Raw genomic sequence first — 13571 nt, 5'->3', positions numbered from 1 at the left:
CTGCAACGGGACAAACTCTAACAGGGGGCTATGGCGGATATTCTCAACTGCGATCTGGCGATTATCGGCGGCGGCCTGTCCGGCGGGCTGATCGCGCTGGCCTTTGCGGCGTTGCGGCCGGAGGTGCGGTTGCTGCTGGTGGAGCAGGGGGATCGGCCCGGCGGCAATCATATCTGGTCCTTCTTCGATGGCGATGTCTCGGCGGCCGATCGCTGGCTGGTGGAGCCGCTGATCGCGCATCGCTGGGCGCAGGGGCATGACGTGCGCTTTCCCGATTATGCGCGCCGTCTGGATACGCCCTATAATAGCGCGACGAGCGAGCGGCTCGCGGTCACGCTGGAGCGGCAACTGGGCGATCGGCTGCTGACCAGGGCAGCGGTTGCGGCGGTGGCGCCGGATCGGGTGAGCCTGTCCGATGGGCGGGTGATCTGCGCCGGGGCGGTGATCGATGCGCGGGGGGCGGGAGATTTGTCCGCCCTGCGCTGTGGCTGGCAGAAATTTGTGGGCCATGCGCTGCGGTGCGAGGCGCCGCACGGGATCGACCGGCCGGTGATCATGGACGCCACGGTCGATCAGATCGATGGCTATCGCTTCGTCTATCTGCTGCCATGGGATGAGCGGACGATCTTCGTCGAGGATACCTATTATAGCGATACGCCCGATCTGGACGTCCCTGCCATAGACGCGCGGATCGCGGCCTATGCGCAGGCTAAGGGATTGCGCGCGGAGGTGATCCACCGCGAACAGGGCGTGTTGCCGGTGGTGCATGGTGGCGATTTCGATCTCTATTGGCCCAAGGATGATGGGGTTGCCCGTGCCGGGGTGCGGGCCGGGCTGTTCCAGCCGATGACCGGCTATTCGCTGCCCGATGCGGTGCGATTCGCGCTGTGGCTGGCGGGGCAGCCGCTGGAGGGGCTGGCCGGGGCCACGCGCGCCTATGCGACGGCGCACTGGCGGCGGGGCGGCTATTATCGGCTGCTGGGCAAGATGCTGTTCGGCGCGGCGCGGCCGGACCAGCGATGGCGCATATTTGCGCGATTCTACGCCCTCAATCCGGGGCTGATCCAGCGTTTCTATGCCGGGCGGTCGACCATCGCCGATCGCATCCGCATCTTGTGCGGGCGGCCCCCCGTGCCCATAAGGGATGCCATGCAAACATTGTGGAACCCGCCCGCCTGATGGACAGGCCAAATCCCAAAAACGCGATCGTCATTGGTGCGGGCTTTGGTGGCCTTGCGCTTGCCATCCGCCTGCAATCGGCCGGGATCGACACCACGCTGGTCGAGGGACGGGACCGGCCGGGCGGGCGCGCCTATATGTGGGAGAAGGACGGCTTCACCTTCGACGCGGGGCCGACCGTCATCACCGACCCCGATTGCCTGAGCGAATTATGGCGCCTGTCGGGGCATGACATGGCGCAGGACGTGACGCTGATGCCGGTGTCGCCTTTCTATCGGCTCAACTGGCGCGACGGCACCAATTTCGATTATTCGAACAATGAAGCCGCGTTGCGGGCGGAGATCGCCAAGCTCGATCCCAATGATGTCGCCGGTTACGAACGCTTCTGCGACTATGCCGCGGGCGTCTATGAGGAGGGCTATCGCAAGCTCGGCTCGGTCGCTTTCCTCGACTTTGCATCGATGATCAAGGCGGCCCCCAGCCTCGCCAAATATCAGGCCTGGCGATCGGTCTATTCGGTCGTGTCGTCCCATGTGAAGAATGAGAAGCTGCGCGAGGCGCTGTCTTTTCACACGCTGCTGGTCGGCGGCAATCCGATGAAGACCAGCGCCATCTATGCCCTGATCCACAAGCTGGAAAAGGATGGCGGGGTGTGGTTCGCCAAGGGCGGCACCAACCGGCTGGTGCAGGGGATGGCCACGCATTTCGAACGGCTGGGCGGCACGTTGCGGCTGGGCGATGCGGTGACGCGGATCGAAACTTACGGGGACAAGGCGACGGCGGTGCATACCGCATCCGGCTGGCGCGGGGAGGCGGATGCGATCGCCACCAATGCCGATCTGATGCACAGCTATCGCGATCTGCTGGGCCATCATCCGCGCGGGGTGAAGCAGGCGGACAGTCTGAGCCAGAAACGCTGGTCGCCCAGCCTGTTCGTGCTGCATTTCGGCATCAAGGGCAGCTGGCCGGGCATTCCGCACCATATGATCCTGTTCGGGCCGCGCTATGAAGGACTGCTGACCGACATTTACGATCATGGCGTGCTGCCGCAGGATTTCTCGCTCTATCTGCACCACCCGACCGTCACCGATCCGTCGATGGCGCCGGACGGGCATTCGACCTTCTATGCGCTCGCCCCGGTGCCGCATATGGGCAAGCTGCCGATCGACTGGGACCAGTTTGCGCCGGCTTATGCCGAGCGGATATTGGACGAGATCCAGCACCGGCTGATCCCCGACATACGATCGCGCATCGTCACGCGCTTCCATTATGCGCCGAGCGACTTCGGGCGCGACCTGAACGCGCATCTGGGCAGCGCCTTCAGCCTGGAGCCGTTGCTGACGCAGAGCGCCTGGTTCCGCGCGCATAATCGCGACGATGTCATTCCCAACCTCTATCTGGTAGGGGCCGGCACCCATCCCGGCGCGGGCATCCCCGGCGTGGTGGGCAGCGCCAAGGCGACCGCGGCGCTGATGTTGCAGGATTTGGGTTGAAGATATGAAGAGACTGGCTGTGTATTGCGGGTCGGCGACGCCGGCCGACCTGACCTATATCGACGCGGCGCGCCATGTCGGGCGGACTTTGGCGGAGCGGGGCATCGGCGTCGTTTATGGCGGCGGGCGGCTGGGCCTGATGGGCGCGGTGGCGGATGCGGCGCTGGAGGCGGGCGGCGAAGTGATCGGCGTGATCCCCGAAGCGCTGGTCGGCGCGGAAGTGGCGCATCGCGGCTGTACTGAGCTGCATGTCGTGCAGACCATGCACCAGCGCAAGCAGCTGTTCACCGACCTGTCGGACGGGTTCGTGACCCTGCCCGGCGGCGTGGGGACGATGGACGAATTGTGGGAAGCGATCAGCTGGGCGCAGCTGGGCTATCATAGCAAGCCGGTGGGGCTGCTGAATGTGGCGGGTTTTTATGACCAGCTGATCGGCTTCAACCGGCAGATGGTGGAGACGGGCTTCATCCGCGCCCAGCATGCCGGCATCCTGATCCATGAGGACAGTATCGAAGCGCTGGTCGATGCGATGGCGGCCTATCAGCCGCACGAAACGATCTTCGCGATGAAGGCGGCACGGCTTTAGGAAGCAGTGCTCCTGCGAAGGCAGGAGCCCCGTTGAGACGGCAGAACTAGGCTCCTGCCTTCGCAGGAGCACGTTGTGCTGTTGCAGGCAGGTCATGGGACGGGCATGTCTGACCCATGTCCTCCATCATTCCAAACCGCACCGCCCTCGTCGCCCATGCCCGCGACAGCATCGCGCGTGGCTCCAAATCCTTCACCATGGCGTCGAAACTGTTCGATCGGGTGACGCGCGAGCGGGCCTGGCTGCTCTATGCCTGGTGCCGCAAATGCGACGATATCGCCGACGGGCAGGACCATGGCGGGACGATGACCAGCGTGGCCGACGCGCAGGCGCGGCTGTCGATGATGCGGGTGCTGACCGATAAGGCGCTGGCCGGAGAGGCGACCGGCGATCCGGCGTTCGACGGCTTTGGCGTGGTGATGCGGGAGTGCGCTATTCCCGCGCGCTATGCCCATGATCTGATCGAAGGCTTCGCGCTGGATGCGCGCGACTGGCGGCCGCGCAGCGAGGCGGACATGCTGCGCTATTGCTATCATGTCGCGGGCGCGGTGGGGTGCATGATGGCGGTGCTGATGGGCGTCGATCCGGATGACCGGGCCACGCTGGATCGGGCCTGCGATCTGGGGCTGGCGTTCCAGCTCGCCAATATCGCGCGCGACATCAGCGAGGATGAGGCGGCGGACCGCTGCTATCTGCCGCAGGAGTGGCTGGCGGAGATGGATATCCCGCCGGGCGAGCATATGAAGCCCTGGGTCCGGCCGCGTCTGGCGATGCTGGCGCGGCGGCTGGCGGACATGGCGGCGGCCTATGAAGCAAGCGCGCGCCATGGCACGGGGGCGCTGCCGCCACGGGCTGCCTGGGCGGTACTGGCGGCGACGGGCATCTATGGCGACATTGCGCGCGAAGTGGCGCGCCGGGGCGAGCAGGCCTGGGACCATCGCGTGGTGACGCCCAAGCGCGATAAGCTGGGCTGGGTGGCGCGCGCGGGGTTGCAGGTGCCGGGGCGCGGGCGGCGCTGGCCGGGAGAGGTGGCGCGGGCTGAGGGGTTGTGGACGATGCCGGACTGAGGCTTGGCTGGATGGCGGACGCATCATTCCTACACCGTCATCCCCGCGACCCGAAGGGCGGCCGTAGGCCAACGCGGGGATTCATCTCGCGCCTTTTCACTCTGTTGACAGGTGGGGAGATGGGTTCCCGCGTTGGCCTACGGCCGCCCTTCGGGTCGCGGGAATGACGAAAGGGGCGGTAGGAGACTGGCAGCTATCGAGCAGCAGGACGCAGAAGCCACGTTAATCAGTCCAGAGCCTGTTTCTTATCAAGTCGGGCATGAAGTTCTGTCTCACATTGCTTCATGAAAGCTCGGACCTTCTTGGTTATGTCGTCGTTAGGCGTGTCCCAAGTTATGTCACTGGCCCGGATGAGCTTAACGGCGCATGCGTCCATAAAAGTAATCTGCTTTTGTAGCTCCGGAGACGGTGCGGGCGGTTGAGGATTTGCCATAAATTTCTGAGCGACAACTTCGGTGGCTGGTAGTCGCTGTTCGGCACTGTTCCCACAAGCCGTCAGCATGAAAACTGCAAGAAACCAAAGACGTATCACCACCATTCCCCCTTCGCGGTCTGTCCCTTGTGCAAATACCTTAAAGGTCCGGCGTCTGATAGTGGTCGTCAGCCGTTATATAGCCTTCGTCATGCCGGGCTTGATCTGACATCCGGCTTTTCTCCGCAAGCGCCAGATCAGGAGCCCCTGGATCAGGTCCGTCCTGAGCCGGTCAAAGGGGCCTGGGTGACGGCATTTTTTTCGACTCCCTCCCTTTATCCGGCCAGCCCCCAGAACCACCCACAAAAATAGGGCCGGTGTTTTCACACCGGCCCCAAGGCATGTTCGCAGGAGGAACGAGGTGGGGCGGGCGGGCCTTGTCCCTGTGGGACGGCCCGCCCTGCCAAACTTAGAGATTGTAGGCGCGCTCGCCATGTTCGCCGAGGTCGAGGCCTTCATATTCGACCTCCTGGCTGACCCGCAGACCGGTGACGGCCTTGGCGATGAAGATGGCGATGGCGGTGCCGATCGAGGCCCAGATGATGGTCACGACGACCGCTTCGATCTGGACGATCAGCTTGGCGCCGATTTCATAGTCCGCTGCGCCGGGGCCACCAAAGGCAGGCGAGTAGACGATGGCGGTGCCGATGGCGCCGATCATGCCGCCGATGCCGTGGATGCCGAAGGCGTCCAGGCTGTCGTCATAGCCGAGCTTGGGCTTGAGGACGGTGACGGCATAGAAGCAGACGATCGAGGCGACGGCGCCCAGGATGATCGCACCGAACGGACCGGAGTTGCCGGCGGCCGGGGTGACGGCGACGAGGCCGGCGATGATGCCCGAGCAGAAGCCCAGAGCCGAACCCTTGTGACCGTTCAGCTTTTCAGCAAGCATCCAGAAGAGGCCGGCAGAAGCGGTGGCGACGAAGGTGTTGATCATGGCGAGAGCCGCCGAGCCATTGGCTTCCAGCGCCGAACCGGCGTTGAAGCCGAACCAGCCAACCCACAGCAGGCCGGTGCCGACGGCCGTCAGCGTCAGGCTGTGCGGAGCCATCGGTTCCTTGGGATAGCCGATGCGCTTGCCCAGGATGATGCAGGCCACCAGAGCCGAAACGCCCGCGTTGATGTGGACGACGGTGCCGCCCGCAAAGTCGAGGGCGCCAGCCTTGAAGAAATAGCCCGAAGCCGCCCACACCATGTGCGCGATCGGGAAATAGACGATCGTCAGCCAGACGGCGGCGAAGACCATCACGGCCGAGAATTTGATGCGTTCGACCACCGAACCCAGCACCAGCGCGACGGTGATCGCGGCGAAGGTCATCTGGAAGGAGACGAAGACATATTCAGGGATTTCGACGCCGGCGGTGAAGGTCGCGGCCTGCGAAGCGGGCGTGATGCCCTTCAGGAACGCCTTGTCGAAGGTCGAGACGAAGTTGCTGAGGCCGCTGGTATAATCGGGACCGAAGGCCATCGAATAGCCGTAGATCACCCAGATCAGCATGGCGAGACAGGCGGCGGCGCCGATCTGCGTCATCACCGACAGCATGTTCTTGCTGCGGACCAGACCGCCGTAGAAGAGGGCCAGGCCCGGCAGGATCATCGCCAGCACCAGAATGGTGGAGGTCATCATCCAGGCGACGTCGCCCTTGTCGACCGTGGCGGCAGGCGCGGCAGCGTCCTGCGCCCAGGCGGGCAGGGCGGTGAAGAGCGACAGGGCCATAGCCCCCGCCACGCCGCCAAGTTTCTTGGAAAAGGTCATTATTTCCCCCTTCTTACAGCGCGGTTTCGCCGGTCTCGCCGGTGCGGATGCGCACGGCCTGACCGACATCGAGGACGAAGATCTTGCCATCGCCGATGGCGCCCGAATTGGCCGCCGCCTGGGTCGCTTCCACGACGCGGGGCGCCAGATCGTCGTCGCAAACGACCTCGATCTTGATCTTCGGGACCATGTTGGTGGAATATTCGGCGCCGCGGTAGATTTCGGTCTGCCCCTTCTGGCGGCCGAAGCCCTTCACTTCGCTGACCGTCATACCCGCGATGCCGAGCGAGGAGAGTGCCTCGCGGACATCGTCAAGCTTGAACGGCTTGATGATAGCCATGACAAGTTTCATGTCGCCCCCTTATTTGGTGTGCGGACGACTACCAGCAAGAGGCGTGCCAAATTGCTAAAGACGGGTTAATGCGGGCTTTGGCCGCGACGGCCCATGCTGCACCGCCAAAAAAATGGGCAGTGCGGCATTGATGCCTAAATTTTGGGCAGTTTTGTTACCAGCGCGCGCCTTCAGCCACCGCCTCGGCTTCTGCGGGCAGGGTAGGGCGCCCAAGGGCGGCGTTGCGATGCGGAAAACGGCCGAAGCGGGCAATGGTTGCATGATGTTCCCGCGCAAATTCCAGCGATCGTTCGTCCCCGGCGCCCTCAAACAGGGTCAGGGACAGATCCTGATCCTCCAGCGCCTCGCTATGTTGGAAGGGCATGTAGAAGAAGAGGCGACCCGCGCCGCCAATCTGGATGTCATAGCCCTGCGCGATGGCGCCGCGCGCAATGTCGCGCGCCAGCGCATCGGTCGAGAAAGCCTGCGCCGTGCCGCGATACATGTTGCGAGGTAGCTGGTCGAACAGCAGCACGGCCGCCAGCGCATCGTCGGCCCGGTCGAGAAAGGCGTCGGCGGCCAGCGCCTGCTTTTCCCGCCAGAGTTGGTCGAATCGGGTGATGCAGGTCCGGTCGAGCGCGGGATCATGGCTGTACCATCCCGCCTCGCCCATCTGGTTGAACCAGAAATCGAGCAAAGCGGCCGCCCAGTCGGCGGTCACGGCATCATGGCTGTCGGTCAGCATGTTCATATAACCCCAATGACGAAGTAGCGGGTCGGTTCCCGCCACTCATGGGGCGTAAGGCTCAGGTCGCCGTACTGCCGACCGGAGCCTTATTTCGTCAGGTCGCCGTACCGCCGACCGTCAGGCCTTCCACCAGCAAGGTAGGCTGGCCCACGCCTGCGGGCACGCTTTGCCCGCCCTTGCCGCACATGCCCACGCCTTCATCCAGCGCCCAGTCGCTGCCGATGCCGACCACCTTGGTCAGGGCGGTCGGGCCGTCGCCGATCAGGGTCGCGCCCTTGATCGGGTCACCCAGCTTGCCATTTTCGACCTTATAGGCCTCCGTGCAGGAGAAGACGAATTTGCCGGAGACGATGTCGACCTGACCGCCGCCGAAGCTCTTGGCGAAGATGCCGGTTTTCATGCGGCCGAGCAGCTCTTCCGGATCGTCCTTGCCGCCCTTGATGAAGGTATTGGTCATGCGCGGCATGGGGGCGTGGGCATAGGATTCGCGGCGCCCGTTGCCGGTGGGGGCGACGCCCATCAGGCGGGCGTTCAGGCGATCCTGCATATAGCCTTTGAGAATGCCGTCCTCGATCAGGATATTTTCCTGCGTCGGCGTGCCTTCATCATCGATCGAGAGCGAGCCGCGACGGTCCATGATGCTGCCATCGTCGACCACGGTGACGCCGGGCGCGGCGACGCGCTGACCGATGCGGCCGGAGAAGGCGCTGGTGCCCTTGCGGTTGAAATCGCCTTCCAGACCATGGCCGATCGCTTCATGCACCAGCACGCCGGGCCAGCCGGAACCGAGCAGCACGGTCATTTCACCAGCGGGCGCGGCGACCGAGCGCATGTTGACGCGGGCCTGCGCCAGCGCTTCGTCGATGGCGCGGTTCCAGACCGCCGGATCCATGACCTGATCATAGAGATAGCGGCCGCCAATGCCGAACACGCCGGTTTCGCGGCGGCCATTTTCCTCCAGGATGACGGAGACGTTGAGGCGGACGAGCGGGCGAATGTCGGTGGCGGTAAAGCCGTCGGCGCGGACGATTTCGACCACGGACCAGCTTCCCGCGATGCTGACGGACACCTGCGCGACGCGCGGGTCGCGGGCGCGGGCGGCGGCGTCAATCTCGGCGCAGAGCGCGACCTTCTCGGCGAAGGGCACGATCTCCAGCGGATTGGCGTCGGTATAAAGATGGCGGTTGGTGCGCTGCGGCGGCGGGGCGGGCTGGCCCTTGGCCGGATCGAGCAGGGTCAGCGTCTGTGCAGCCTTGCGGATCGCCGCTTCGCTGAGGTCATTGGCATGGGCGAAACCGGTCATCTCGCCCGACACGCCGCGCAGGCCGAAGCCCGCGTCGGTCGAATAGTCGGCGGTCTTCAATCGGCCATCGTCGAAGCCGAAGCTCTCGCTCGCCCGATATTGCAGATACAGCTCGCCATCGTCGCACTGGCCAAGCGCCTGTGCGGTCAGGCGGCGCGCGCCATCGGGATCGAGCAGGCCCGGACGATAGAGAAGGCCACGGGCATCGGTGAATTGCGAAGCGAGATCGGTCATGCCGCCCGATATAGGCGGGAGGTCGCGTTCGCCCAAGGGCAAAAACAAGGCCGCGAAGCGGCTCTCGAAATGGCTCTGCCTTCTCCGCGCCTCTGCGCGCAAAAATTTATTCGCGCAAAGGCGCAGAGAACGCAGAGTTTTTCATAAGCGGCAGCGCCGCCGATAGAGTTAGAGGCTGGCGCCCGAGGCGATGTCCGGCTTGGCCGCGACGTCGGGGGTGTCGGCCGCGCCACCGATCAGCACGAAGCGGCGATCGCAATAGCCGCAGTCGACATAGCCATGTTCGTCAATCTCCAGAAAGACGCGCGGATGGCCGAGGGCGGCGGGAATGTCCCCTGAACCGTCGCAGGAGACGCGGGACTTGGAGACTCGGATGGTTTCGGGCGGCTGGATCATGGCCCATGGCGTTAGCAGCGGCACGGTTGCGCTGCAATATGCGCCGTCACATCAACGGCGGGCGGGCCGGGGTGCAGGGGGTGTCACTGGTGGCTTTTGCGACTTTGGCGGCCGGTTTCCAGACGCTGCAATCCTTCGCCGCCATCACCGCGAAGGGCGACAGCATCAACAGGACCGGCGCGACCGTGCCGCCAAGGGAAGCTGCAAATGGCATGCAGCATCATCTGCCGCATCCATGCTTGCTGGAGCATGAACGTTACGTAGGCGGACTGGATGGTTCGCCGATCCGCCTTGCCAATCGCCGGGCGTGCCGCCATCACGCCCACCCATGACATGGCAATTCTGGATCGACCGCGGCGGCACCTTTACCGATGTGGTCGCACGCGCACCCGACGGCATCCTCCGCACCGCCAAATTGCTGTCGAGCGACCCCGAACGCTATGCCGACGCGGCGGTGGAGGCGGTGCGGCGGCTGACCGGCGCAGGCGAAGGCCCGATCCCGCCCTGTTCGCTGCGTATCGGCACCACCATCGCCACCAATGCGCTGCTGGAGCGCAAGGGCGAGCCCGTCCTGCTGGCGATCACCCGCGGTTTCCGCGATGCGATCCGCATCGGCACGCAGGAACGGCCGGACCTGTTTGCCCGCGCCATCCATCTGCCCGATCCGCTCCATGCCGATGTGATCGAGATCGAAGAGCGGCTGATGGCCGACGGCACGATCCGCACGGCACTGGATGAAGATGCCGCCCGCGCCGCGCTGCAATCTGCCTATGACCTGGGCCTGCGCGCCGTCGCGATCGTGCTGATGCACGGCTATCTCTATCCCGCCCATGAACAGCGGCTGGCGCAGATCGCCGCAGACATCGGCTTCACCCAGATCAGCGCCAGCCATGATGTCGCGCCGCTGATCAAGCTGGTCGGGCGCGGCGACACCACGCTGGCCGACGCCTATCTCTCCCCCGTGCTGCGCGCCTATGTCGATGGCCTGCACGATGCGTTGGGGGCGGAGGCTGACATGCTGTTCATGCAATCGAGCGGCGGCCTGACCGACGGCGCGCTGTTCCGGGGCAAGGATGCCGTCCTGTCCGGCCCGGCCGGCGGCATTGTCGGTCTGGCGCGCACGGCGGAGCAGGCCGGTTTCACCGAAGTCATCGGTTTCGACATGGGTGGCACTTCGACCGACGTGTCGCACTATGCCGGCGCCTATGAGCGCGACAATGAAGCAAAGGTCGCGGGCGTGCGCCTGCGCGCGCCGATGATGCGCATCCACACCATCGCGGCGGGCGGCGGTTCCATCTGCTCCTTTGTCGATGGCCGTTTCCGCGTCGGCCCGGAATCGGCGGGCGCCGTGCCCGGCCCCGCTTGCTACCGGCGCGGCGGGCCGCTCACCATCACCGACTGCAATGTCATGCTGGGCAAGATCCAGCCCGATGTCTTCCCCAGCCTGTTCGGCCCCAATGGCGACCAGCCGCTCGATAGCGCCGCCGTGGAGGCGCGCTTCGCCGCCATCTGCGCGCAGGTGAAGGAAGAGACCGGTCGCGGCCTGACCGCGCGGGAGGCGGCACAGGGCTTCATCGCCGTCGCCGTCGCCAGCATGGCCAATGCGATCAAGCGCATCTCGGTCGCGCGCGGCCATGATGTGGCGCGCTATACGCTGGCCAGCTTCGGCGGGGCAGGGGGGCAACATGCCTGTCTGGTCGCCGACGCGCTGGGCATGGACCGGGTGATGATCCACCCGCTGGGCGGTGTGCTCTCCGCCTATGGCATGGGTCTGGCCGATCGCCGCGCCGTGCGCGAACGCACCCTCGCCTTGCCGCTGGACGAAGCGACGGCGCTCTCCGACGCCATTGCCGCGCTCGCCGCCGACGCCCGTGCCGATCTGCCACAGGCCGACCGCACCGAAACCCTGCTGCGCCTGCGTTATGACGGCACCGACAGCCTGTTCGACGTGCCGCTGGGCGAGGCGGACGCCATGCGCGCCGATTTCCTGACCCAGCATCGCGCCCGCTTCGGCTTCGAAGGGCAGGGGCGCATCCTCATCGACATGGCCCGCGTGGAAGCGATCGCCTCCACCGCCGAGGATATGGGCAATATCGTGGCCATAGCGGAACGGGCCGCCCCGCCACTGGCGCAGGTCGACTATGCCGGGACGCAAGCGCCGGTCCATGATCGTGCCGGCCTGTCCCTCGACAGCGTCATCGATGGCCCTGCGCTCATCATCGATCCCGTTTCCACCACGGCGGTCGAACCGGGCTGGCGCGCGCGGCTCGATCCGATCGGCAATCTCCTCCTCACCCGGCACACGCCCCGCCCGAAACCGCAAAGCGACGACGCCACCGCCGTCGATCCGGTCCGACTGGAGGTGATGGGCGGCCTGTTCATGGCCATTGCCGAGGAAATGGGCGCCGCGCTCCAGCATAGCGCTTCCTCGGTCAACATCCGCGAGCGCCTCGATTTCTCCTGCGCTTTGTTCGATGTGCAGGGCAATCTGGTCGCAAACGCGCCGCATATGCCGGTGCATCTTGGCAGCATGGGCGAAAGCATCCGCGCCATCCTGCGCCGCCGTGGCCCCGGCGCGGACGGCGCCCCGATAGACGGGCGCGGCATGCTGCCCGGCGATGTCTATGCCCTAAACGCCCCCTATGATGGCGGCACCCATCTGCCCGATGTCACCGTGGTCATGCCTGTATTCGTCGATGGCGACACGCCCCGCTTCTATGTCGCGGCGCGCGGTCATCATGCCGATATCGGCGGCATCACCCCCGGCTCCATGCCGCCCGGCAGCCAATCGGTGGAGGAGGAGGGCATCCTGCTCGATAACCTCCTCGTCGTGGATCAGGGCGATTTCCGCGAAGCGGCGATCCGCACCCTGCTGGCCTCCGGCTCCTTCCCGGCGCGCAATATCGACCAGAATATCGCCGATCTCTCCGCCCAGATCGCCGCCTGTGCGAAGGGGGCCAGCGAACTGCGCCGCATCAGTGATAATTACGGTATCGAAACGATATCCGCCTATATGGGCCATGTGCAGGATCAGGCCGAAGCCGCCGTCCGCCGCCTGATCGGCAAGCTGGACGATGGCCGTTTCAGCTATGCGATGGATAATGGCGCAACTGTCCATGTCGCCGTCTCGATCGACCGGGAAGCCCGCGCCGCAACCATCGACTTTGCGGGCACGTCGGCGCAACTGCCCGGCAATTTCAACGCCCCCGCCTCGATCGTGCGCGCCGCCGTCCTCTATGTCGTGCGCACCCTGATCGATGAGGCGGTGCCGATGAATGATGGCTGCCTCAAACCCATCGCCATCCTCGTCCCCGAAGGCTCGATGCTGCGCCCCCGCCATCCCGCCGCCGTGGTCGCGGGCAATGTCGAAACCAGCCAGGTCGTCACCGACGCCTTGTTCGGCGCGCTCGGCGTCATGGCCGGGGCGCAGGGGACGATGAACAATTTCACCTTCGGCAATGCCCGCCACCAATATTATGAGACGATCGCGGGCGGATCGGGCGCCGGTCCCGACTATGACGGCGCCGATGTGGTTCAGACGCACATGACCAACAGCCGCCTGACCGATCCCGAAATCCTCGAAACCCGATTCCCCGTGCTGCTGGAAGAATTTGCGATTCGCCCCGGTTCAGGCGGGCAGGGCGCGCATCATGGCGGCAATGGCGGTCTGCGCCGGATTCGCTTCCTGGAGGCCATGACCGCCGGCATCCTCTCCAACCGCCGCACCGTGCCGCCCTTCGGCCTGGCTGGCGGCCAGCCCGGCGATGTCGGCCGCAACCGGGTGGAGCGCGCCGACGGCACGATCGAACCGCTCGGCCCCACCGCCACCGCGCACTTGCAGGCCGGCGACGCCTTCATCATCGAAACGCCGGGCGGCGGGGGATTCGGCCCTAAATTATGATGACTTTGCCTTAGTCCACGCCGTCATTGCGAGCGCAGCGAAGCAATCCACTGGCGCACCCATAGATTGCTTCGCTGCGCTCGCAATGACGATTCAGATGGATGG

The 13571-nt window shown here is 65.2% G+C and carries 11 protein-coding genes; 6 read left to right on the top strand and 5 right to left on the bottom strand.

Translation table 11 applies throughout. The features are described from left to right. Nucleotides 1-30 precede the first annotated feature (30 nt). The 4 genes from crtY to BMX92_RS12540 all read left to right on the top strand — a co-directional run bounded on the left by crtY (nt 31) and on the right by BMX92_RS12540 (nt 4325). A complete protein-coding gene (gene crtY / locus BMX92_RS12555) occupies nt 31-1179 on the top strand; it encodes a lycopene beta-cyclase CrtY (protein ID WP_093016913.1) in 1149 nt (382 codons plus the stop codon). Beyond that, a complete protein-coding gene (locus BMX92_RS12550; protein ID WP_093016911.1) occupies nt 1179-2672 on the top strand; it encodes a phytoene desaturase in 1494 nt (497 codons plus the stop codon). The genes crtY and BMX92_RS12550 overlap by 1 nt, the downstream gene beginning before the upstream one ends. A 4-nt stretch (nt 2673-2676) precedes the next feature. Next, complete coding sequence (locus BMX92_RS12545) at nt 2677-3258, top strand: LOG family protein (RefSeq protein WP_093016909.1); 582 nt, start codon at nt 2677-2679, stop codon at nt 3256-3258. Between the two features lie 116 nt (nt 3259-3374). Next, the gene (locus BMX92_RS12540; protein ID WP_093016907.1) at nt 3375-4325 is read left to right on the top strand and encodes a phytoene/squalene synthase family protein; all 951 of its coding nucleotides are present in this window, start codon (nt 3375-3377) and stop codon (nt 4323-4325) included. An 881-nt stretch (nt 4326-5206) separates the two neighbouring features. Here the strand turns inward: BMX92_RS12540 and BMX92_RS12530 are convergent. The 5 genes from BMX92_RS12530 to BMX92_RS12510 all read right to left on the bottom strand — a co-directional run bounded on the left by BMX92_RS12530 (nt 5207) and on the right by BMX92_RS12510 (nt 9565). After that, nucleotides 5207-6553 (bottom strand): ammonium transporter, encoded by a 1347-nt coding sequence (locus tag BMX92_RS12530; protein WP_093016903.1) that lies wholly within the window; start codon nt 6551-6553, stop codon nt 5207-5209. A 13-nt stretch (nt 6554-6566) separates the two neighbouring features. Beyond that, complete coding sequence (locus BMX92_RS12525; protein ID WP_004209785.1) at nt 6567-6905, bottom strand: P-II family nitrogen regulator; 339 nt, start codon at nt 6903-6905, stop codon at nt 6567-6569. Nucleotides 6906-7059: 154 nt separating this feature from the next. Beyond that, the gene (locus BMX92_RS12520) at nt 7060-7635 is read right to left on the bottom strand and encodes a DUF924 family protein (protein WP_093016901.1); all 576 of its coding nucleotides are present in this window, start codon (nt 7633-7635) and stop codon (nt 7060-7062) included. A gap of 91 nt (nt 7636-7726) precedes the next feature. Then, nucleotides 7727-9169 (bottom strand): metalloprotease TldD, encoded by a 1443-nt coding sequence (gene tldD, locus BMX92_RS12515; protein ID WP_093017022.1) that lies wholly within the window; start codon nt 9167-9169, stop codon nt 7727-7729. 168 nt (nt 9170-9337) lie between these two features. Continuing rightward, nucleotides 9338-9565 (bottom strand): zinc-finger domain-containing protein, encoded by a 228-nt coding sequence (locus tag BMX92_RS12510; RefSeq protein WP_093016899.1) that lies wholly within the window; start codon nt 9563-9565, stop codon nt 9338-9340. A gap of 5 nt (nt 9566-9570) precedes the next feature. On the opposite strand from BMX92_RS12510, the gene BMX92_RS27350 reads away from it, so the two are divergent. Then, entirely contained in the window at nt 9571-9897 is a 327-nt protein-coding gene (locus tag BMX92_RS27350) for a hypothetical protein (RefSeq protein ID WP_177185029.1), read from the top strand. Further along, nucleotides 9894-13466: a hydantoinase B/oxoprolinase family protein gene (locus tag BMX92_RS12505; RefSeq protein WP_093016897.1), complete on the top strand. Its 3573-nt coding sequence runs from the start codon at nt 9894-9896 to the stop codon at nt 13464-13466. Before BMX92_RS27350 ends, BMX92_RS12505 begins: the two co-directional genes overlap by 4 nt. Nucleotides 13467-13571: the final 105 nt, after the last annotated feature.

The sequence above is a fragment of the Sphingobium sp. YR768 genome, from assembly GCF_900111125.1.
Classification (GTDB): Bacteria; Pseudomonadota; Alphaproteobacteria; order Sphingomonadales; family Sphingomonadaceae; genus Sphingobium.
This window is presented reverse-complemented; position numbering and strand designations above follow the sequence as displayed.